This is a genomic window from Allobosea sp. Root381 (assembly GCF_001429395.1).
Taxonomy (GTDB): Bacteria; Pseudomonadota; Alphaproteobacteria; order Rhizobiales; family Beijerinckiaceae; genus Allobosea.
The window spans coordinates 141230-162613 of record NZ_LMJT01000041.1 but is presented as its reverse complement, the minus strand read 5'-3'; the positions used below and the strand labels follow the sequence as shown (position 1 = coordinate 162613).

Below are 21384 nucleotides of genomic sequence, written 5' to 3'. Positions count from 1 at the left end.
TTCATTGAACCAGCAATTCCTTGAACAGCACGGCGTCGACCTTGGCCGGGTAGACCGTGACGTTGACGCGGCGCAGCAGTTCCTCCTTCAGCCGATACATGCCGGCCGAACCTTCGAGGTCGGAGGGACGCAGCTCGCGCATGAAGACCTGGAAGGCGTCCTCGATACGCGGCAGAAGCGGCTTGATCTCGTCGGAGATCTTGGCGTCCGCGGTCTCCAGCACGACCTTGATCTTGATGATGGGCTGGCGCTCCGACTGGCTGCTGCCCGTGATGCCGATCATCATGTCCTTCATCTCGAGGAAGGCGACCGGCTTCTTGGCGTTCTTGGCGGCTTCGTCTGCTGCGATCTGCTCGGCCGAGGGCTTCTTGAACATGAACCAGCCTCCGCCGGCGACCGCCAGCAGCGCGACGGCGCCGCCGATCATGATCAGCTTTCTCTTGCCGCTGCGCGGCTGCTGCTCGCCGGAGGCGTCGTCCTGATCCGTACGGGGCTTCTTCGCCATCGCCTGCAGCCTGGTTCCCCGACCTGCGCGGCTGCGCGGATCGTCGGGACACACTGGGCAGCCACGGTTAACGCCTCGTTAAGGAGGGCAATTTTTGCCGGGTCGATCTTGCCCGGCAGACAGGCTCTGCCGGCTCCGTCGCGGGCTTTGATCTGAGTGTTCTCAAAGTAAAAACAGCATGTTAGCGGGATTAACCATGCTGGCATGGCGCTTGCGGGATGGTTTACGTGGCTGCTGCGCTGGGGAGCGTCGAAGCGGTCGCGGAACGGAATCGGGAGACCTGCCGTGGAGAACGCGCTTCTCGTCGGCCTGTCGCGTCAGATGGCTCTGGCGCGCGAGCTGGATGTCATCGCCAACAACATGGCGAATGTCGGCACCAACGGCTTCAAGGCGCGCTCGGCGCGCTTCAACGAATTCATCATGCCGGTCGCCAGCGCCGAGAGCTTCGTGGCGCGCGACCGGCCGCTCTCCTATGTCGTCGACAAGGGCACCCCGCTCGACCTGTCGCAGGGTGCGATCTCGCGCACCGGCAACCCGCTGGATGTGGCGCTGCGCGCCGACAACTTCCTCGTCGTCCAGACCGCCAATGGCGAGCGCTACACCCGTGCGGGCTCTCTCGGTATCAATGCCCAGGGGCAGCTCGTGACGCAGTCCGGCCAGGCTGTTCTTGGCAATGGCGGGGCGATCACCTTCGGTGCGAACGAGAGCAACCCCCGGATCGCCGCCGACGGCACCGTTTCCACCGACCAGGGCGATCGCGGCAAGCTGCGGCTCGTGCGCTTCGCCAATCCGCGCGCCCTGGCGAACGAGGGCACCAATCTGTTCTCGTCGCAGGCCCCGGCGTTGCCGGCCGGGCCGGAAGCCCGCGTCGAGCCGGGAGCGATCGAGGGCTCGAACGTCAAGGCGATCGTCGAGATGACGCGCCTGATCGAGGTCCAGCGCTCCTATCAGAGCACCGCCAACATGTTGGCCAAGACCGACGAGCTGCGCGGCAAGGCGATCGCCCGCCTCGCCGACCAGCAAGCCTGAACGGCCAAAAGGAGCTAAGCCATGCGCGCCCTTCAGACCGCCGCGACCGGCATGATGGCCCAGGAGATGAACGTCCAGGTCATCTCCAACAACATCGCCAACGTCCGGACCACCGGCTACAAGCGCCAGACCATCCACTTCCAGGACCTGCTCTACGAGAACCACCGGCGCGCCGGTTCCGCGACCTCGGACCAGAACACGCAGGTGCCCGCCGGCACCTTCGTCGGCGCGGGCGTGAAGACGGTCTCGACCGGCCGCGTCATGACCCAGGGCAACATCACGCCCACCGAGAAGCAGTACGACGTCGCGATCCGCGGCGAGGGCTTCTTCCGGGTCCGCCTCCCCGACGGCCGCACCACCTATTCGCGCGACGGCTCGTTCGATCTCGATTCGCAGGGCCAGCTCGTCACCCGCGACGGCTACCAGGTCGAGCCCGGGATCACGATTCCGAACAATGCGACGAGCGTCAGCATCAACGCCCAGGGGACGGTCGAGGCCATGGTCCCCGGGCAGACCGCTCCGCAGCAGCTCGGCCAGATCCAGCTCGTGCGCTTCATCAACAAGGTCGGCCTCGAATCGATCGGCGACAACCTTTTCATCGAGACCGCGGCCTCTGGCCAGCCGATCGAGGGCTTCGCCGGCGGCGAGGGCTTCGGCACGATGCAGCAGAACTATCTCGAAGAGGGCAACGTGCAGGCGGTGACGGAGCTGTCCTCGCTGATCGCGGCGCAGCGCGCCTACGAGATGAACTCCAAGGTCATCACTGCGGCCGACCAGATGATGTCGGCGACCACCCAGATGTTCCGCGGCTAAGGGGAGGCAGCTTCATGATCCGTTCGAGCCTTTCCCTGGCCGCGCTCCTGCTTTTCACCCCCGCGATGATCGGCCCGCAGCCGCTCGCCGCCGAGCGCACTGTGGCGATCGCGGCCGTCTCGGCCGGCCAGCCCGCTGCGGCGCGGCAGCCGCTCCGCAAGCAGCTGCGCACCGAGCTCCGGCTCAGCCGCGATCTCGTCTCCTTCGGCGACCTGATCGACGGGCTCTCCGCTGAAGCCGCCGCGACCCCGGCCTTCCGGGCGCCCGCGCTCGGCGAGACCGGCACGATCCAGGTCGCGCGAATCGTCGAAGCCGCCCGCGCCGCGGGCATCATCAGCAACGCCAGCGAAATCGACAGCGACGGCGCGATGCAGGTCGTCGTGACCCGCGAAGCGCGGCGCATCCTCGCTTCCGACATCGAGGCTGCGGTCAGGCTCGCGCTGCAGGAGCGCTACGGCATCGACGCCCGCGCCTTCGCTCTATCCATCGACGGCGGCGCCCCGGCGATCGCGGTCGAGCCCGAGCTCTCCGGCGCCGTCGCTGTCACCGATCTGAGCTTCGATGCCCGTAGCCGCCGCCTGCAGGCCCGGATCTCCGTGCCGGGCAGCACGGCGATGCAGCTGAAGCCGGTGCGCTTCGGCGGCCAACTGGTCGAAACGGTCGAGGTTGTGGTGCCGAAGCGCGCCATCGCCCGCGGCGAGACGCTGGGCAAGGACGATGTCAAGATCGAGCGTCGCCCGCGCGACGGCCAGCTCGGCGACCTTCTCGTCGATCCGCGCACCGCGATCGATAAGGTGGCGCGCCGGGCGCTGATCGCGGGGCTGCCGCTGCGGGCCAGCGACGTCCAGCGCGAGGAGATCGTCGCCAAGGGCGACCTCGTCACCATCGTCTACGAATCGCGCGGGCTGACGATCTCCATGCGCGGCCGGGCCAACGATGCCGGCGCCATGGGCGACGTCGTCACCGCCACCAATCCCCAATCCAAGCGCGCGCTGCAGGGCACGGTCAGCGGCCCCGGGCGGATTTCCGTCCAGGCCAATTCGGCCGGCCGCATCGCCAGCGCCCGATAATCCCGAGTCACGGAACCCAGGCCATGACCAAGATGACCGCTCTCAAGCTCTCCGGTGCGCTCAAGTTGTCGGGCGTTCTCGTCCTCGGCGCCGTGCTCGGCGCCTGCGGGGCCGCCGACCGGCTCGCCAATGTCGGCCAGGCGCCGGTGCTCTCACCGATCGAGGATCCGACCGCGACCAAGGGCTACAAGCCCGTGCAGATGCCGATGCCGCAGATGGAGCACGCCTCCTTCGCGCCGAACTCGCTGTGGCGCACCGGCTCGCGCGCCTTCTTCAAGGATCAGCGCGCCCGGCAGGTCGGCGATCTCGTCACCGTCAAGGTCAAGGTCACCGACCGGGCCCAGCTCAACAACAGCACCAAGCGCAGCCGCAAGAACGGCGAGGATGTCGGCGCCGACAACGCCTTCGGCTTCGAGAACAAGCTCGACAAGTTCCTGCCCGACGGCGCGAGCTCTGGCTCGTTGCTGAAGCTCGACTCGGCCGCCTCCAGCGAGGGAGCGGGCTCGGTCAACCGCTCCGAGACGCTCACCACCAGTGTCGCGGCCGTGGTCACCCAGACCCTGCCGAACGGCAACCTCGTGATCGAGGGCAAGCAGGAGATCCGCGTCAATTTCGAGGTGCGCGAGCTGATCGTCGCCGGCGTGATCAGGCCCGAGGACATCGAATCCGACAACACCATCGACTCCGCCAAGATCGCCCAGGCGCGCATCGCCTATGGCGGCCGCGGCCAGATCACCGATGTCCAGCAGCCGCGCTACGGCCAGCAGGTGATGGACATCCTGCTGCCGTTCTAGCCCCCGCGCCCTTCCCGAAATCCGGCCGGCGCGGAACGCTCCCCGCTCTCCCCGCGCCGAACCGGCCGGCGGTCTCTCCCGAGCCGCCGAAACGCCCGGCCGCCCGCTACGCTCCCCAAGCTTTCGGGCAGGCGGCCGGAAAAGAAGCCCCGCGTTCTCCCGACGCGGGGCTTTTGCCTTGGGGAACAGGACGGGAGGACCGAGACGCAGAATGGCTGGTACGGGTCGGTTGCGGTAGTTGCTGGAACCTGACCATTTGCGCGGGGGCCCAGCTCAATTGGGCAGAACGTCCTCGAAGCACCTAGCGGCTGGCCGTTGCGACATATGCCTCCTGCGGAAAGGAAAACGTGTCATTTGCTAGCGAGGCTAGTGTGGAGAAACTCGCGGTGCTGGAGGCGATAGAAGCAATAATGGCATCGCGTTTGGACTCGGTCCTCTCCTTCAGCAGGACGGTCATCGGCGTCGCAATGAGCTGAAAGCGCACATAGTCCAGCACCGAGGGGAATACGATCGACTGTTCGACGATCTGCACATCCACCGTCTGAAAGCCGGAGCGCTTCAACAGGATCTCAAGTTGGGTCGGACTTTCGAATGAATGTTCGCTCCGCTTAACCCTGGAGGCGTTCGTGCCAAGCACTTCGTCCAGCGCACGAACGAACGCATGCGCGCCCGGCGTTCGTTCGATTGGGCTGTAGACACTGATTGCGGCGCGGCCGGTGTCCTTCAGAACTCGCCGCATCTCTCCAAGAGCTCGGCCCTGATCCGGAAAGAACTGCAATCCGAGCTGACACAAGACAAGGTCGAAGCTGCCTTGCGGAAATGGCAAGTCCTGAGCACTCCCTCGTACCCAGCGGATCGATGTTCCCGTCTCCGTCACGTTGCGGGCAACGGCGAGCATCTCGGCATTCAAGTCCAGGCCCGTGACCTGACTTTGTCTCGCTCTCTCAGCCGCCACACGTGCGACGACCCCGGTGCCACAGGCAATGTCTAGGACTATGTCGTCGGTGCGAGGCTGCGCTCGATCGACGAGATCCTCAGCCCATTTGATGGTGATCGAGGGCACCAGATAGCGCTCATAGAGCTCCGGACCGTTACCGTCGAACTGCCAATACCCGCCAGCCACTGCAGCATCTCCCGACGAATGCGCGAAGAATACCGTGGGGGGCAACCGATGTCAGCAACGGGTCGACAGCGGACCTCAGGGCGACCACCGAGTCGCAAAGTCAACGTCACGTCGATGTGATGGGTCGGGCCAAGCCTCCCCAGCCTGAGGCGGCAGAACCGCGCAGATCGTTTCATACGGCACGTAAGGGTCATAGCCGCCCGGTTCGGGGCCAGAGCCGCACCAATGTCCACCGCCGGATTCGCCTGTGTCGCCCAGTAGAGCGCGGTATTGTATCCGGTCGCTTGGAATATCGATCCAGCGCCCTTCCACGAGCATTTTCACCCCGCCTGCCGTCAGTCTATAGGGCGCGGGTTGACAGTCCATCTTACTGCAACAGCTCTTGCCGTCTCTGTCCCTCAGATGTCGGTAGATATCGTGAGCCCCGACTGGAGGTGTCAAACCGGTGATCAGCCCGGCCATGATCATGGCAGCTTTCGGAGACATGCGCCCATCCCCTACGGCCTAGTCCCTCGCATGGGCGGCTCGTTTGAGGCGTTCTATCAGTGCCTCACGGGCGCGCGAGAGGCTGATTCATATCGGGGCTGAGAATACGCCCGTTCGGAAGTGCTCGCAACGCTGCAGTCGGTCTCACGACGGCCGACGAACCGACGACCCAAACCTTGAGCCTGCTGGTGCTGATGGACATCGTAGGGGCTGCAATGGGCCGAAAGCGGAATCGTGGTTCCGATCGTGCAGCCCATTCGCGGCGAGCACATCTCCGGTCGGATTTATCCCCGCGCCCCCCACTGCACTTATCCTCTCACCACCTCACTCCCGAGGGGCAGCCATCCGGAAGGCAAGCCAGTGGCGGAGGCGAGGGCGGCGCCTGCGGCCGGGTTTGCACCCCGGTCCCGGGAGGCTGCGGGAACCGCTCTGGGGATACTACGGTCCCTGTGCGAGGAGCTCGCTGGGAGGTTCGGGCGCGGAGGGCTTTCGCGACCTGGGACGCGACGAGGCGCATAGCCGAACTGGCGTCGAGGGAAGCGGGAACCGGAAGCGACCGGCCGAGAAGCGCGGCCCGCAGTTTTCAAATCGCCGGAAGCGGAGCGCCACGGGGCGTGCGGAGGGTGGCTCAATCCCTCCGCGCCGCGTCCTGGCTCAATGGAAGTGGCCCGATACCCCCGCGCCTCGCGGCGCTCCGCTGCCCCTCATCTCGAGCCGTCGCGCGCAAGCGTGGGCGGGGATTTGGCGCGTCTTCGCCGGCCGTGAAATGAATCGAGCGATTTTCGGGAAGCTGCTGCGCTCTGTCATCAGCCGCCGATCCGACGATTGTCGAAGCGTGGACGGAACCCGACGCGAAGGTCCGGCGTTTTCAGGCCGTTTGAGGGGGATGAACGATGCCAAAATTCCGTGTGACCACGATCATCGACGGCGATGTGACCAAGGAGACGATCGAGTTTCCGAACGAGAAGGTGGCCGCCGACGATATCCAGGTGTGGCTCTCCGATGCGGTCAGGGACAACATGCCCGTCGATCCGGGATCGGTCTTCGCCGCAAAGGTGGAAAACGACAAAGGAGCGGAGGTCTATCGCGCCTCGCTCGAGTTTCGGGCACGGCGCTCCGCCGGAGCGAGCTCTAGGCGGTGAGCGCCGACCAGCTCAGCCGCATAAGCAAGAGAGGCCCCGCTCCATGCCGGGGCGGGGCCTCTGATCTCGTGTGGTATGGCGGCCCGTCGGACGATCAGTCGTCCCGGAAGACGCGCTCGTTGCGCTCATGGCGCTCCTGGGCCTCGAGCGAGAGCGTCGCGATCGGCCGGGCTTCCAGGCGCTTCAGCGAGATCGGCTCGCCGGTCTCCTCGCAATAGCCGTAATTGCCCTCGTCGATGCGGGCGATCGCGGCCTCGATCTTGGCGATGAGCTTGCGCTGGCGGTCGCGCGCGCGCAGTTCGATCGCCCGGTCCGTCTCGGAAGAGGCCCGGTCGGCGATGTCGGGGTGGTTCTCGCTCTCGCTCTGCAGCGTGACGAGGGTTTCCCGCGCTTCCCTCAGGATCTCGTCCTTCCAGGACAGGAGCTTGCCTCGGAAATACTCGCGCTGCCGATCGTTCATGAACGGCTCGTCGTCGGAGGGTTTGTAGTCCGCGTCGAGAATGATCTGCTTCGACATAGGCGCACTCTCTGAGTTGTTCGTTCCCGCAGCGCCCACCGACTCTGCCGTGGGAGGGCCGCCGATTTGGCGCCTTATAGCGGGGGAGCAGCAAGGGAACAATCGGGTTGGAGGGCCTATTATTCGCCGTCCCCCGGCAAGCTTCCGGTAGCGTCAGCGCCGCGGCCGGCAGCTGCGTAAAGGGGCGATGGAACGCCTGCCGCCGGCGCAGGCGCGGCGCGGAGAATCGCCGCGCCGCGGACCGCCTTAAGGGGTGGTCGCCCTTCAGGTGTATAAGGTCGCGGCCGGCCGGTCCCGCCGGGCCGGCATCACAGCGGGATGTTGTCGTGCTTGCGCCAGGGGCGCTCGACGCTTTTGGTGCGCAGCATGGCGAGCGCGCGGGCGATGCGGCGGCGGGTCGAGTGCGGCATGATCACCTCGTCGACATAGCCGCGCTCGGCCGCGACGAAGGGGGACATGAAGCGGTCCTCGTATTCCTTCGTCTTGGCCGCGATGCCATCCGAATCCATGCCGCGGAAGATGATCTCGACCGCGCCCTTGGCGCCCATCACCGCGATCTGGGCGGAGGGCCAGGCATAGTTCACATCCGCACCGACATGCTTGGAGGCCATGACGTCATAGGCGCCGCCGAAGGCCTTGCGGGTGATGATCGTGACGAGCGGGACCGTGCATTCGCTATAGGCGAAGAGCAGTTTTGCGCCGTGCTTGATTAGCCCGCCATATTCCTGCGCCGTACCGGGCAGAAAGCCAGGGACATCGACGAAGGTGACGATCGGAATCTCGAAGGCGTCGCAATAGCGCACGAAGCGCGCGGCCTTGCGGCTGGCATCCGAATCGAGCACGCCGGCCAGCACCATAGGCTGGTTGGCGACGATGCCGACGGTGCGGCCTTCGATGCGGCCGAAGCCGGTGACGATGTTGCCGGCATAGGCCGCCTGGATCTCGAAGAAGTCGGCCTCGTCGACCGTCTTCAGGATCAATTCCTTAATATCGTAGGGCTTGTTCGGATTGTCCGGGACCAGCGTGTCGAGGCTCATATCGACCCGGTCCGGCACGTCGAAGGACGGCCATTCCGGCACGCCGACTGTGTTGTTGGCGGGCAGGAAATCGAGCAGGCGGCGCACCTGCAGCAGCGCCTCGACATCGTTCTCGAAGGAGCCGTCGGCCACCGAGGATTTCGAGGTGTGGACCTTGGCGCCGCCAAGCTCCTCGGAGGTCACCGTCTCGTTGGTGACGGTCTTCACCACCTCCGGGCCGGTCACGAACATGTAGCTGGTGTCGCGGACCATGAAGATGAAGTCGGTCATCGCCGGCGAATAGACGTCGCCGCCGGCGCAGGGGCCCATGATCACCGAGATCTGCGGGATGACGCCGGAGGCCGCGACATTGCGCTTGAAGACCTCGCCATAGCCGCCGAGTGCGGCGACGCCCTCCTGGATGCGGGCGCCGCCAGCGTCGAACAGGCCGACGATGGGCGCGCGCATCTTCAGCGCCATGTCCTGGATCTTGATGATCTTCTGGGCGTGCGTCTCCGAGAGCGAGCCGCCGAAGACGGTAAAGTCCTTCGAGAAGACGAACACGGTGCGGCCATTGACCGTGCCCCAGCCGGTGACGACGCCGTCGCCGGGGATCTTCTCGGCCTTGTCCATGCCGAAATCGACGCAGCGATGCTGCACGAACATGTCGAACTCTTCGAAGGAGTCCTTGTCGAGGAGGAGTTCGATGCGCTCGCGCGCCGAGAGCTTGCCGCGCTTGTGCTGGGCCTCGATGCGGCGCTCGCCGCCCCCTTTGCGCGCGCCTTCACGGCGAGCCTCGAGCTGGTCGAGAATGTCTTTCATGATGGACGTCCCGGAGCCGACGAACGGATTGGCCTTCCGGATTAAGCGGCACGCGGCGCGCTGTCCATGGCGGGGCCTTGCGGCTTTCGTGCAAGGCGGGCTGGGCTCAGGCGCCCGGCCTGGTCGGATCGCCGAGTTCCCGGTTGAGCGCCACAGCGTCGCTGACGAGCCGGTCAACGAGGTCAGGGGCGATGCCGTCGCCCTCCCGCAGCACGATGTTGGCGAGCTCGAACTTGCCGCTGGGCTTCAGCCTCGGCTCGATATCGCGCAATCTCTTGCCGCGCCAGAAGCCGAGGAGCACGCGTTCCGCTTCGGCCCGGATCAGCAGGACGGGGCCGTCGGAAAAATAGACCAGATTGGTCCACTTGATGCGCTCGTCCAGCTCGGCTGCCGTCAGCACCGCTTGGCGCAGCTGCTCGACGAGCGCTCGCTGCCAGCCGGACAGCGCCTCGACATAGGCGTCGGGAGAGGCTGCGGGCGGTCCCATCGCCATCGCGAGGACTTAGCCCCGCGTCAGCAGCAGCACGGCGGCGTCGAACTCCGTGCGGCGGATGGCGCGGCGCTCGGCCGCTTCCTCGTCCTGGCCCCAGATGCCGATCTGGTAATCCTCGTCGAGATGGGCGGCGGCCCAGACCGCATCGGCATCGAGCAGGCCGAAGCCGAGGGCGAGCGTCAGGATGGTCGATCCGGTCAGCGTCACCACATTGTGGGCGCCGGCGAGCGCGAGCGGGGCCGGGATGTCGCCGACATGGCGGGTGACGGCCGCCAGCGTCTCGGCTGGCTGCTGCGCGAAGACGATGCCCTCGGCCAGGAGGAAGCGTGCGCCGATCTTCGCCTCGACGGCGCGGCGGATCGGCTCCCAGGTTTCGTTTTGCAGATCGACCAGCGCTTCCGGCTCGGCGGCGCGGTAGCAGAGCGCGTCGCTGCCGGCATAGCGGACGATCTCGGCGCGCACGGCATCCTGCTGGTCGGAGACGCCGTCGAGCGCCGAGTTGACCAGGCGCGTCAGCGGCATGCGGGCGGGATCGATGCGCTCGGCCTGCGCCTGCCATTCGACGGCGAGCGCTTCCGCGACGGGCTGCGAGGTGACGGCGAGAGGATTGCGCGCCGGGGTGCGGGCGGTGCGCCCGTCGAGCGCGACGTGGAACAGTCCCTCGCGCTCGACGACGCCGGCGGCCTCGTAGAAGCGTTTCGGCAGGGCGTTGCGCATCGCGGATTGGGCCGCGGCGACAGGGTCGGGCTGGCGCTGGCCGGCGGCGCCGAAGCGGGCGAGGAAATCGTCTGTGGACATGGCGCTGCGTCTATCACGAGCGGGGCGCTGCGTCAGCCGCCGAACCTGTCGCGTTGGCGGGAGCATGGAACGCCCGCGAGCGGTGCGTGTTACATTACGATGTTTTCATCTTCGCGCCATCGAGCGGCCACTGCCGCACGGCCAAGCTGGCGATCTTGAGAACCGGTAGCGAAACCGTCCGGTGAGCGACCAGATCGACTGCTTCCATGGGAGATCACGCATGAAACGTATCGCATTGATCGCAGCAACCTCCGCCGCTGCGCTGGCCGCGAGCCTCGCGATCGCCCAGCCGCAGCCGATCCCTCAGGCCGGCTCGGAGCCCGGAGGCATGCGCCAGGACCGCACCGAGCGTCGGGACCAGTCCGACCGCCAAGATGGCTTTGAACGTCGAGACCGCTCGGAGAGCCGCGAGCAGCGCCGGGCCGAATGGCGCGAGCAGCGCGCAGAGCGCATGCAGGCCCGCCTCGAGGAGCGCCTTTCCCGGCTGCGCAGCGACATGAAGTTGAAGCCCGAGCAGGTGCCGCTGTTCGACGCTGTCGAGGCCGTCGTGAAGAAGCAGCCCGAGGAGCGCCGCAAGAGCTGGACGGCGTGGCGGGAGCAGCGCGAGATGTTCCGCGACGCGGACATCATGGAAAAGCTCGACATGCGGGCGCAACGCCAGGGCGAGCGGGCCGCACGCTCGAAGGAGCTGGCGGATGCCGTTCGCCCGCTCTGGGGAACTCTCAGCGACGAGCAGAAGACGGTAGCGCGCCGGGCCGTGCGCCAGGCGATGGCAGAAGGCCGCGAGCGTATGGAGCAAATGCGCGAACGCATGGATGAGCGCCGCGGGCGGGACCGTTACGACCGCGACAACGACGATCGCGGCCCGCGCCGCTGGCAAGATGAGCGGCGAGAGCGTCGCGACTGACCGGGACAGGCACTCCGGAGAGATCAAGGGCGGCTCGGAGGAGCCGCCCTTTTGTCATGCGGCGCGCAGGCCGAAGGCTTCGCATGACTTTGCCCGGATGCCTTCAGCTGCCGACAGCGTCGGTGACGCATTTCTTGGTGAAGCTGGTCTTGGCGGCGCCCGACAGCTTCTTGTCGGCCGCCTGCTTGTCGCAGGCCGCTCCTGCGTCTTTCTCGCATTTGGTCAGGAAGCTGGTCTTGGCCGCTCCGGCGAGCTTCTTGTCGCCCGCCTGCAAGGTACAGCTCTGGGCGTGGGCGAAGGTCGAAACGCAGGTCAGCGCGAGGGCGGCGATCAGGGTCTTTGTCATGGCTGCTGATTCCCGTGGTTGGGAACTCAAGGCTTAGCTCTGCCTGCGCAGGCGGCAAGCGGCATTTTCGCGGCTTTCCGCCTTGATTCCGCCCCAAGGACTAACGTCTTGCGAAATAACGAGGAACGTCGGTTTACCCTGACTGTTCAACTTCGATTCATGTGTTGGCGTTTACGGTTCGGCAGTCATTACGAAGCAAAGGTGGGCCATGAAGGCGACATGGTTGATGTGGGGTATGCGCGGCTTCATCGGCCTCGTCTTTCTCCTCAGTCTCTTTGGACCCTATGCGCTGTCGATCCTGATCGGCTGCCTGGGTCTCGGCTGCTATTATTTCCGCAACGAGGTCGGCTCGCATCTGTGAGGATGCAGCCTCGCGCCTGAGGTGGGGCACGGGCCCGCAGCCGCGTTGATCCCGCGCAAGGCGCGCGGGGCCGGAGGCGTGTAGCCGGAGCTTATGGTCTCCGGCAGCTTCCTGATCGGGCTCGTGCTTCTGCTTGCCACGCCCGGCCCAACCAACACCCTGCTTGCGCTTGCGGGGGCGACAGCCCGTCCGCGCGCGGCGCCGCTGCTGATTGCCGAGCTTTCGGCTTATCTTGCGGCTGTCATCGTTCTGGGAGCGATTGCAGCTGCGCTCGGAGCCGGCGTCGAGAATTTGCGCCCCTGGATGCAGGCCGCCGCGGCGCTCTATCTCTCCTGGGTCGCCGGCCGGATGTGGCGCAGCCGCCCGGATCCGTCCGGCGCGGGCGAAGTTCGGCCGATCCTTGTCGCCACGACGACGCTGCTCAATCCCAAGACGCTGATCATCGCCTTCGTGCTGATGCCGGAAGGCTGGAGCGCCGAGGCCGAGGTCGCTGCCCGGCACCTGCTGGCGATGTCGCTGCTGGTCCCTCTTGCGGGAGCCGCGTGGTTCGCCGGAGGGCGCGCGCTCGCCGCGACGGGCGGGGCGAGGGTGCAACGCCTGATCCCCCGCGCCTCGGCCCTGCTTCTCGGCCTGTTCGCGATGACGCTCGCCGGCCGCGCCCTTGCAGGGTGGTGAGGGCAGGCACGAGCGCCCCGGCGCAACAAAAAAGGCGGCTCGCGAGAGCCGCCTTTTCCGTATCCAGTCGCAGCGCGAAGGCTGCGCGTGCCCGATCAGCGCGAGTAGAACTCGATGACCAGGTTGGGTTCCATCTGCACCGCATAGGGCACGTCCGTCAGGGTCGGCGTGCGGGTGAAGGTGGCGGTCGACTTGTTGTGGTCGGCGTCGAGATAATCAGGCACGTCGCGCTCGGCGAGCTGAGCCGACTCGATGACGATGGCGAGCTGGCGCGAGCTCTCCTTGATCGCGATCACGTCGCCCGGCTTGACCTGGTAGGACGCGATGTTGACGCGCTTGCCGTTGACCGTGACATGGCCGTGGTTGACGAACTGACGGGCGGCGAAGACCGTCGGGACGAACTTGGCACGATAGATCACGGCGTCCAGGCGGCGCTCGAGCAGGCCGATCAGGTTCTCGCCCGAATCGCCCTTCAGGCGGATCGCCTCGGCGTAATAGCGGCGGAACTGCTTCTCGGAGATCGAGCCGTAATAGCCCTTCAGCTTCTGCTTGGCGCGCAGCTGCGTACCGAAGTCGGACGGCTTGCCCTTGCGGCGCTGGCCGTGCTGACCGGGACCGTATTCGCGGCGGTTGACCGGGGACTTCGGACGGCCCCAGATGTTCTGACCGAGGCGGCGGTCAATCTTGTATTTCGCCTCATGACGCTTCGACATATCGCGTGTCCTCTGTGGTTCGCGAGTTGAGGACCGCGCCCTCCTGCTCCCAGGCGAAGTGGCCGGGGCGACAGATCCGGCTCCCGAAGGAGAGCGGATCACGGGTGCGGAAAAAGCCACGCGGCCCCGTGAGGAGCCGCGCGACGCCGGCTTACAACCATTTGTGACGACTTTTGTCAAACCGGAAAGCGCCGTTCTCGGGCGCAACCCGCATCGAAGCGGTCATGGTGGGGCTTTTCCCGACCCTCCATGTCCCCTTCGGATAGCGCAGTGTTCAAGGCCTGGATGCTCGCCACAAGGGCGAGCATGACGGTGAGGCCTCGCCCTGTCGTTCGCGCTCAGTTGCCGAGCGGCAGAGGTTCGATGGTGATCTCCGCCAGCCCATAGCCGGCCAGCGCGATGCGCAGCGGGCCGGTGAGACCAGCACCCGCTGTGAAGACGGCGATGGCTTCGCCCGCTCCGCTCCGGCCGGCGGACCGGTCCGGCCCGAGCAGCTGCGTCACGCGCCGGGCGATGGCAGGGGCGGGGTCGATCCATTCGACCGGCCAGGGCGCCAGGCGCCGCATCCGTTCGAGCAGTAGCGGGTAATGCGTGCAGGAAAGAGTGACGACATCGGTACGGGCGCCGTCGCGTGCGACGAAGCACGGCGCGATCTCGGCGGCGATGGCGGCGTCGTCGACCGGTTCGCCCTTGAGGGCCGCTTCGGCGAGGCCTGCGAGGCGCGTCGAGCCCACCAGCGTGACCCTGCAGTCGCCCGCATAGGTCTGGATCAGCCCGCGCGTGTAGTCGCGCGCGACGGTGCCGGGCGTCGCCAGGACGCTCACGAGGCCCGAGCGCGTCAGGGCGGCTGCGGGCTTGATAGCGGGCACGGTGCCGACGAAGGGGATGGCGAAGCGGGCGCGCAAGGCCGGCAGGACCAGCGTCGAGGCGGTGTTGCAGGCGATGACGGCCAGGTCGGGATGGAAGCGTGCGACGAGGCGCTCCATCACGGAAAGGACGCGCGCCACCAATTCTTCTTCACTCAGCCGGCCATAGGGAAAGCCGGCATCGTCGGCGGCATAGACGAGATGGGCTCCGGCATGGGACTCGGCCACATGCGATAGCACGGTGAGGCCTCCCAACCCGGAGTCGAAGACGAGAATCGTCGGCGTCGGGCGCGGCAGTGCCGCGACCCGGTGTGCCGTTCCGGCCAGAAGATCGACCTGCATGCCCCTGAGCCTGCCAGCGTGACGAAGAGAGGATTCCGCCAGAGGCGGGTTAAGGGTCCGTCAAGACGGGGTGAAGCAGGCGTCTCATATTTAATTGACGCAGTCCATTATTATGCCGCAGCATCGGCGACAGGGAGATGTCTCATGTCGACGATCGATCACGCGGTGGCGTCGCTGCGCCGCTTCAACCGCTTCCATACGCGGTTCGCCGGTGCTCTCGGAGGAAGCCTCCATGGCTCGGGTTTTTCGCTCACCGAGGCGCGGGTGCTTTACGAGCTGGCGCAGCGGGAGGATTGGCTCGCGGGCGAACTCGCGCGTGAGATCGGGCTGGACGCCGCCTATCTGTCGCGCATCCTGAAACGCTTTTCGGCATCGGGCTGGCTCGAGCGCAAGCGCTCCCTGGAGGATGGCCGTGCCTCGCATCTGCGCCTGACCGCGGCGGGTCGGGAGGTGTTCCGACCGCTCGACGAGGCTTCCCGCAAGGAGGCGGCAGCTGTCCTGCAAAGGCTGGATGCGGCCGGCCGCGACCGGTTGGTCGCCGTGCTGGCCGAGGCCGAGGCGCTTCTTTCAGGAGGGCGGGCGGCTGCCGGGCCGCGCGCGATCATCCGCCGGCATCGTCCCGGCGATATCGGCTGGGTGATCTCCGCGCATGGCCGGCTCTATGCTGAGGATTATGGCTGGGACACCGGTTTCGAGGCTTTCGTGGCCGAGATCGCGGCCGGCTTCCTGCGCGATTTCCGGTCGGGCCTGGAATGCTGCCTGATCGCGGAACTCGAAGGCCGCCCGGTCGGCTCGGCCTTCGTCATGCACGAGACGGAGGAGGTCGCGAAGCTGCGCATGGTGATCGTCGATCGGCCGGGCAGGGGGCTGGGCCTCGGCAAGGCCCTGGTACGCGAGGCGATAGGCTTCGCCCGCTCCGCCGGCTATCGCCGCATGGTGCTCTGGACCAACGACATCTTGCATGCCGCCCGTGGCATCTATGTCGCCGAGGGGTTCAGACTGATGGCGGAGGAGAAGCACTATTCCTTCGGGCAGGACCTGGTCGGACAGTACTGGGAGCTGCAATTGTGAGCGTTATGGCTTCGCCGCGCCGGCGCTGACGGTCACGCCTTCAGCCGTGTCACGGCTGCTGCCGCTGCTCGCCCGGCGAGCGTTGCGCCGCCCACCGTCATGGCGCCGCCGCCCGCCGTGGCCTCGCCGGCGATGAAGATGCGGCCGCCGATCGGCTCCGCCAACCGGTCGCGTGCGGCGTCGCTGCCGGGCAGGCAGACCGAATAGGAGCCGCGCGAAAACGGATCTGTCCACCAGGCGGGGAAGGAGATGCCGGTCACCGCCTTGCGGATGTCTGCGCCGACGATCTTGGTCAGAAGCTCGGTGACATGTGCGCGTGCCTCGGCTCGGCCGGCCCGCGAGAGTTCGCGCGCATAATTGCCGCCGCAATAGGCGATGACGAGGTCCTTGCCCTCGGGGAACAGGTCGAGATTCATCAGCCGCTCGGGGGAGCCGGCCTCCAGGAAGCTCGCGCCCGGCGTGATGCCGAAGCGCTCGCCCTCGACCTTGAGCGCGATCTTGGTCAACGCGCCCATGCCGATGCCGCCCAGCGCATCGCGGTGACGCGCGGGCAGGGCCGGCGAGAAGCGGATTGCGTCGGCCTTGAGCACGCCGACGGGCACGGTGAGGATGCAGGCGCTGGCGCGCAGCGTGCCGGACGGCGTGGTGACTGCGACACCGGGCCCGTCCCAGCGGATCTCGCTGACAGGCTGGTTCAGGCGAATGTCGAGCCCTGCGCCATGGCGCGCGACGAGGTTGCCGTAACCCGAGGGGACGACCAGGTCGTCACCCGCCCAGAGGCGCTGGTAGTCGCGCGCCGAAATCCTGTCCGCTTCCTCCCCGATTGAGAGGAGCAGGCCCGAGGAGGCGATCCGCGACATGGCGGGATCGAGCTGGCCGAGCAGGTCGCGGATCGAAAGATCGCGCCGGGCAAGGTCTGCCGCATCGAGCCGGCGATCGATCTGGCCGAAGGCGCCGCGCCGTTTCTGCCGCTCGCTGTCCGACATGGGCTTGCCGTCGGCGAAGACGCGAAAGCCGCCGCCCCAGGGTTCGGCCGCCGTTGCGATACCGAGCTCGCGGGCGATCTGGACCCAAGGGTTGCGCTCGGCCCAATGGATGAACATCGCCCCCGCGTCATAGGCCGGGCCGAGCGACGCATCGGTGAAGGCGCGCCCGCCGATCCGGTCGCGTGCCTCCATCACGATGGCGCGGCGACCGGCCGCCTTCAGATCATGGGCGGCGGCGATGCCGGCCGCGCCGGCGCCGACGACGACGACGTCGGCATCCGCCGCCAGAGCGGCGCGCCCGCCGAGCGCCAGCGAGGCCGCGGAGGCGCCCGAGCCTCTCAAGATAGTGCGGCGGTCGAGCATGGGTCAGATCCCGTCAGGCGCTCATGTTGGCGCCGTCCCTGCCCCTGGCAACAGGAAGATGGCGGCATGGAGACGTCGCGCGATCACGAGATCGGGAGCTTGGCGGCTCGCCGTCCTGGGCGGAGGAGGGGCATGCGATTTTCCGGTCTTTAGAATAAGTAAAAATACAAGATGTGGTGTAAACGACCCAGTGTTATGAATTCCGTCTTATGTCGATTGACAGTCATCGAGTCGCCAAATAACCGACAAATGCCTTACGAATTCAGATAAGGCCTTGTTTGTATTCATTTTAAACTATCGATAGCTGCACGCGGTGCGGCCCTGCAGATCAGGATGGGCTAAGACTATGGGGATGCATTCCGGCAGGCTGCGCGAGGGTGTCGCATTCGGAGCTTTGACGATGGTTCTGCTGGCATCGCCGGCTCTGGCGCAGCAGAGCCGCAGCCAGCCGGCGCCAGCCGTCGAGGCGGCAGGCGGGCCTGTCGTGCTCGATCAGATCACCGTCGAGGGCGAAAGCCAGGCGGGAGGCGCGCTGGTCGCCGGCCCGACCACGACCCGCACGACGCGCCAGGAACTCGACCGCCAGCAGGTCCAGAGCATCAGCGACCTTGCCAACCGCGTCGAGGCCGGCATCAGCTTCAACCGGCAGACCAACAGCATCAACATCCGCGGCCTCGACGGCGCGCGCGTGCTGACCACGATCGACGGCATCCGCCAGCCTTTCCTCACCGACACGCGCATCAACCGCAGCTCGACCAACGCCTTCGATTTCGATGCGCTGTCGACGCTCGACCTGCTGCGCGGCGGTAGCGGCGCCGCGACGCTCGGCAGCGGCGCGCTCGGCGGCGCGCTGGCCGTGCGGACGCTCGACCCGAAGGACCTGATCCGCGAGGGCAAGAGCTTCGGCGCCCTGGCGAAGACCGGCTATGACAGCACCGACGAGGCCTGGTTCGGCAGCGCCGCCGTCGCCTCGCGGCTGCAGAACACTTACTTCCTGTTGCAGGGCAGCTTCCGTGACGGGCACGAAACGGACAACAAGGGCAGCAACAAGTCGGTGGGAACGGCGGCCCGCACCGCGCCGAATCCGGCCGACTTCACGCAGTACGGCTTCCTGGCCAAGGTCCATCACTATATCGATGACGTGCACCGCTTCGGCCTGACGGGCGAACTCTTCAAGCGCGACGACCGGGTGAGGCCTCTCGACGCCACGGTCGCGACGACGACGGCGTTCCGGCCGGGTTACCGCACGGGCGAGGACGTCGAGCGCAAGCGCGTCTCGCTGAGCTATGACTACAAGCTGCCGGGCGGCTTCATCGACGAGGCGTCGGCGAATCTCTACTGGCAGAACATCAAGCGGAACGCTCTCGCCTGGGGCAACCGCGTGGCCACCCCCCGCGGCACCGGGCCGCTGGGATGGTACAGCCGCGACAACGAGTCCGAGCAGGACGCCTTCGGCTTCAACGGTCACATTATCAAGAACTTCAGCACCGGCGCCTTCACGCACAGGGTCATGATCGGCACGGAACTGCAGGCGACCGAGCTGAAGCAGTACTCGAGCGGTGTCGATTCCTGCCCGCCGAGCCCGCCCTATCCGACCGGTTCGGCATGCGCCAACCTGCACACCAACCAGGCAGACCAGCCGAAGGTCGACGGCCGCATGGTCGGCATCTTCGTGCAGGACGAGATCGGCATGCTGGACAACCGGCTGCGGATCACGCCCGGCGTGCGCTTCGACTGGTATGAGGAAGCGCCGCAGAACACGCCGGCCTATACCAATGGCGGCTCGGCGCCGGTCGGCCTGCCGCCGTCCTCCAGCGACTCCGCCTGGTCGCCGCGTATCCGGCTCGAATACGACATCGTCAAGAACGCACCCTTTGTGAAGGACATCACCGCCTTCGCGCAGTGGTCGAAGGGCTTCCGCGCCCCGACAGCCAGCGAGCTCTATGGCCGCTTCGGCGGCCCGGGAACCTATCTGCGCATCGGCGATCCCTATCTGCGGCCCGAGACGAGCAACGGCATCGATCTCGGCGTGCGCTTCGGCGACAGGGCGCTCGGCGGCTCGATCACCTATTTCCACACCAACTACCGAAACTTCATCGAGACGGTGCAGATCGCGCCGCCCGACAGGTTCTATCCGCAGGGCGGCATCCAGGGCCCGCGGAACGTTGCCAAGGCCGAGATCCAGGGCGTCGAGATCAACGGGCAATATGCCTTCGCGGCCAATTGGCTGGTGCGCGGGTCGTTCGCCTACTACCGCGGCATCAACAAGGACACGAATACCTACCTAAACTCGATCCCGCCAATGCAGGGCATCGTCGCGGTCGCCTATGGCACGGATCGTTGGGGCGCGGAGGTTTCGACCAAGCTGGCCGCGCCGCGCGACAACGTCGCCGCGACGACCGGGACCGGCCAGGGCTTCCGGGCCCCGGGCTACGCCATCTTCAACGCTTCGGCCTGGTGGAAGCCTATGCCGCAGGTCGCCGATCTCGAGCTCCAGCTCGGCGTCTACAACATCTTCGACCGCAAGTACTGGGATGCGGTGAACGTGCCCACCGGCGCTCTCGCGCAGGCGCGGGACTACTACTCGGAGCCGGGCCGCACGGTGAAGGCGACGCTGAAGTACCAGTTCTGACAGGGCGGTTTCGAGACCCGACCTGCAGGCCGGCCCTTCGAGGCCGGCCTTTTTCGTTCACTCGGCAGTCGGCATGACGCGACAGGCCGATCGGCGTTGCCGGATCGGTTACCGGGGGGCCCGGTTCTTGGCGATGGCCACGCGGATGAGAGCAATGAACGCGTCAGGCTCGAGCTCGTCGCCCTCGTGGAGATCGATGGCGCGCCGGGTATTGCCGTCGAGGCTGGCGTTGAACAGGCCGGAGGGATCGGCGAGCGACGCGCCCTTGGCAAAGGTCAGCTTGACGGCCTTCCTGTAGGTCTCGCCGGTGCAGATGATGCCGTGGTGGGACCAGACCGGGACGCCCCGCCATTTCCACTCCTCCACGATGTCGGGATCGGCCTGGCGGATCAGCTCCCGGACCTTGGCCAGGGCGCTGCCGCGCCAGTCGGCGAGTTCCGCGATCCGCGCATCGATCCGTCGCGAAGCCGAGAGATCTTCCGTCGCCGGGCTCTTGTCCATCTCCGCCTCTTCTTCGCCATTCGGCTTGCAGCGCAGGCAACCACCCGATGCGGGCGAAGTTTTGGCCGCCGGCGCGGTCTATTCGCCGTTGGCCGGCTTGGGCACGCGCAGCCGGCGCGGGCCTTCGGTCAGCGACTTGAAGACACCGCGCAGCGTCCGCGCCTCCTGCTCCGTCATGCTCAGGCGATGCAGGATGTCGCGGAGATTGGCGGTCATGACGTGCTTCTTGCCCGGCGGGAAGAAGCCGCAATTGTCCAGCTCCGTCTCGACATAGTCGAACATCGACAGCACCGTGGCGCGGGTCGCCGGCGGGGAGGGGTTATTCTCGCGGAAGGGCGGCTCGCCGCCCGTCGCCTTGAACCATTCATAGCCAGCGAGCAGCACCGCCTGGGCGAGATTCAGCGAGGCGAAGGCCGGGTTGACCGGAAAGGTCAGGATTGCGTCGGCGAAGCTGATCTCCTCATTGGTCAGGCCAATGCGTTCGCGCCCGAACAGGATGCCGACGCGCTCGCCCGCAGTGACGCGCTCCGCGATCGGTGGCATCGCCTCGGCCGGCGTCACCACGCGCTTCATCTGGCCGCGCTCGCGGGCTGTCGTGGCAAGGACGTGGTTGAGGTCTGCGATGGCCTCGGCCGCGCTCGGAAAGAGGCGGGCGTTCTCGAGGATATGGGTCGCGCCCGAGGCCGCGGAGGTCGCGCCCTTCTTCAGACCGCCGCCGGTCGGCCAGCCGTCCCGCGGCGCGACGAGGCGCATTTCGGACAGCCCGAAATTCGCCATGGCGCGGGCGCACATCCCGATGTTCTCGGCCATCTGCGGCTCGACCAGGATGATGATGGGGGCAGGGCCCGCGACGGGCGGGCGGGTGCGGTCGGTGCCGGAGCCGGTCATGGGGATCGATGCTGTTGTTGCGCGAAACGCCTCGCGCGTCATTCCCGGGCGGAGCGAAGCGCAGACCCGGCAATCTCAGGCCGGAAAGAGATCGCCGGGTCAAGCCCGGCGATGACGGCGAGGCC

General features: G+C 66.8%; 22 protein-coding genes. 10 read left to right on the top strand and 12 right to left on the bottom strand.

Annotation, left to right across the window (positions count from 1 at the left end):
- Position 1 precedes the first annotated feature (1 nt).
- Positions 2–505: a flagellar basal body-associated protein FliL gene (gene fliL, locus ASE63_RS22245; protein ID WP_056806812.1), complete on the bottom strand. Its 504-nt coding sequence runs from the start codon at positions 503–505 to the stop codon at positions 2–4.
- A gap of 285 nt (positions 506–790) precedes the next feature.
- Here fliL and flgF point away from each other — a divergent pair, with 285 nt between their 5' ends.
- The 4 genes from flgF to flgH are packed head-to-tail and all read left to right on the top strand — an operon-like array spanning position 791 to position 4211.
- Positions 791–1534 carry a flagellar basal-body rod protein FlgF gene (gene flgF, locus ASE63_RS22240; protein ID WP_056806809.1) on the top strand — a complete coding sequence of 248 codons (744 nt, stop codon included), beginning with the start codon at positions 791–793 and terminating at the stop codon, positions 1532–1534.
- A 21-nt stretch (positions 1535–1555) separates the two neighbouring features.
- Complete coding sequence (gene flgG, locus ASE63_RS22235; protein WP_056806806.1) at positions 1556–2347, top strand: flagellar basal-body rod protein FlgG; 792 nt, start codon at positions 1556–1558, stop codon at positions 2345–2347.
- A 14-nt stretch (positions 2348–2361) separates the two neighbouring features.
- The gene (flgA, locus tag ASE63_RS22230) at positions 2362–3417 is read left to right on the top strand and encodes a flagellar basal body P-ring formation chaperone FlgA (RefSeq protein WP_056806803.1); all 1056 of its coding nucleotides are present in this window, start codon (positions 2362–2364) and stop codon (positions 3415–3417) included.
- A gap of 32 nt (positions 3418–3449) precedes the next feature.
- Positions 3450–4211, top strand: coding sequence for a flagellar basal body L-ring protein FlgH (gene flgH, locus ASE63_RS22225; RefSeq protein ID WP_056807454.1), 762 nt, complete (start codon positions 3450–3452; stop codon positions 4209–4211).
- 301 nt (positions 4212–4512) lie between these two features.
- Here flgH and ASE63_RS22220 read toward each other — a convergent pair whose 3' ends face one another.
- On the bottom strand, positions 4513–5334 hold the full coding sequence (locus tag ASE63_RS22220; protein ID WP_056806800.1) for a methyltransferase domain-containing protein: 822 nt from the start codon (positions 5332–5334) through the stop codon (positions 4513–4515).
- 1394 nt (positions 5335–6728) lie between these two features.
- Here ASE63_RS22220 and ASE63_RS22215 point away from each other — a divergent pair.
- Positions 6729–6962 carry a hypothetical protein gene (locus tag ASE63_RS22215; RefSeq protein WP_156410545.1) on the top strand — a complete coding sequence of 78 codons (234 nt, stop codon included), beginning with the start codon at positions 6729–6731 and terminating at the stop codon, positions 6960–6962.
- A 94-nt stretch (positions 6963–7056) separates the two neighbouring features.
- Here the strand turns inward: ASE63_RS22215 and dksA are convergent, their stop codons facing one another.
- The 4 genes from dksA to ASE63_RS22195 all read right to left on the bottom strand — a co-directional run bounded on the left by dksA (position 7057) and on the right by ASE63_RS22195 (position 10608).
- A complete protein-coding gene (gene dksA / locus ASE63_RS22210; RefSeq protein WP_056806795.1) occupies positions 7057–7479 on the bottom strand; it encodes an RNA polymerase-binding protein DksA in 423 nt (140 codons plus the stop codon).
- Positions 7480–7787: 308 nt separating this feature from the next.
- Positions 7788–9317, bottom strand: a complete 1530-nt coding sequence (locus ASE63_RS22205; protein ID WP_056806791.1) for an acyl-CoA carboxylase subunit beta — start codon at positions 9315–9317, stop codon at positions 7788–7790.
- A 106-nt stretch (positions 9318–9423) separates the two neighbouring features.
- Complete coding sequence (locus ASE63_RS22200) at positions 9424–9804, bottom strand: DUF1801 domain-containing protein (protein ID WP_082610196.1); 381 nt, start codon at positions 9802–9804, stop codon at positions 9424–9426.
- A 15-nt stretch (positions 9805–9819) separates the two neighbouring features.
- On the bottom strand, positions 9820–10608 hold the full coding sequence (locus ASE63_RS22195) for an ATP12 family protein (RefSeq protein ID WP_056806785.1): 789 nt from the start codon (positions 10606–10608) through the stop codon (positions 9820–9822).
- A gap of 181 nt (positions 10609–10789) precedes the next feature.
- Between ASE63_RS22195 and ASE63_RS22190 the strand changes: the two genes are divergently transcribed.
- Positions 10790–11515 carry a Spy/CpxP family protein refolding chaperone gene (locus tag ASE63_RS22190; RefSeq protein ID WP_156410544.1) on the top strand — a complete coding sequence of 242 codons (726 nt, stop codon included), beginning with the start codon at positions 10790–10792 and terminating at the stop codon, positions 11513–11515.
- A 103-nt stretch (positions 11516–11618) separates the two neighbouring features.
- Here ASE63_RS22190 and ASE63_RS22185 read toward each other — a convergent pair whose 3' ends face one another.
- A complete protein-coding gene (locus ASE63_RS22185) occupies positions 11619–11861 on the bottom strand; it encodes a hypothetical protein (protein WP_056806778.1) in 243 nt (80 codons plus the stop codon).
- A gap of 208 nt (positions 11862–12069) precedes the next feature.
- On the opposite strand from ASE63_RS22185, the gene ASE63_RS27560 reads away from it, so the two are divergent.
- On the top strand, positions 12070–12222 hold the full coding sequence (locus ASE63_RS27560; protein ID WP_156410543.1) for a hypothetical protein: 153 nt from the start codon (positions 12070–12072) through the stop codon (positions 12220–12222).
- Positions 12223–12315: 93 nt separating this feature from the next.
- Positions 12316–12897 carry a hypothetical protein gene (locus ASE63_RS22180; RefSeq protein WP_056806775.1) on the top strand — a complete coding sequence of 194 codons (582 nt, stop codon included), beginning with the start codon at positions 12316–12318 and terminating at the stop codon, positions 12895–12897.
- Between the two features lie 95 nt (positions 12898–12992).
- Here the strand turns inward: ASE63_RS22180 and rpsD are convergent, their stop codons facing one another.
- Positions 12993–13610 (bottom strand): 30S ribosomal protein S4, encoded by a 618-nt coding sequence (rpsD, locus tag ASE63_RS22175; protein WP_056806772.1) that lies wholly within the window; start codon positions 13608–13610, stop codon positions 12993–12995.
- Between the two features lie 338 nt (positions 13611–13948).
- On the bottom strand, positions 13949–14818 hold the full coding sequence (gene murI, locus ASE63_RS22170) for a glutamate racemase (protein WP_056806768.1): 870 nt from the start codon (positions 14816–14818) through the stop codon (positions 13949–13951).
- A 144-nt stretch (positions 14819–14962) separates the two neighbouring features.
- On the opposite strand from murI, the gene ASE63_RS22165 reads away from it, so the two are divergent.
- A complete protein-coding gene (locus ASE63_RS22165; RefSeq protein ID WP_056806765.1) occupies positions 14963–15889 on the top strand; it encodes a helix-turn-helix domain-containing GNAT family N-acetyltransferase in 927 nt (308 codons plus the stop codon).
- A 32-nt stretch (positions 15890–15921) separates the two neighbouring features.
- Here the strand turns inward: ASE63_RS22165 and ASE63_RS22160 are convergent, their stop codons facing one another.
- Positions 15922–17238 (bottom strand): NAD(P)/FAD-dependent oxidoreductase, encoded by a 1317-nt coding sequence (locus tag ASE63_RS22160; RefSeq protein ID WP_056806761.1) that lies wholly within the window; start codon positions 17236–17238, stop codon positions 15922–15924.
- A gap of 400 nt (positions 17239–17638) precedes the next feature.
- Between ASE63_RS22160 and ASE63_RS22155 the strand changes: the two genes are divergently transcribed.
- Positions 17639–19870, top strand: a complete 2232-nt coding sequence (locus ASE63_RS22155; RefSeq protein ID WP_162261822.1) for a TonB-dependent hemoglobin/transferrin/lactoferrin family receptor — start codon at positions 17639–17641, stop codon at positions 19868–19870.
- Positions 19871–19978: 108 nt separating this feature from the next.
- Here the strand turns inward: ASE63_RS22155 and ASE63_RS22150 are convergent, their stop codons facing one another.
- Together ASE63_RS22150 and ASE63_RS22145 are read right to left on the bottom strand one after the other, a co-directional pair.
- Positions 19979–20371 carry a DUF1801 domain-containing protein gene (locus ASE63_RS22150; protein WP_056806754.1) on the bottom strand — a complete coding sequence of 131 codons (393 nt, stop codon included), beginning with the start codon at positions 20369–20371 and terminating at the stop codon, positions 19979–19981.
- Between the two features lie 78 nt (positions 20372–20449).
- Positions 20450–21259 (bottom strand): RNA methyltransferase, encoded by an 810-nt coding sequence (locus ASE63_RS22145; protein WP_056806751.1) that lies wholly within the window; start codon positions 21257–21259, stop codon positions 20450–20452.
- Positions 21260–21384: the final 125 nt, after the last annotated feature.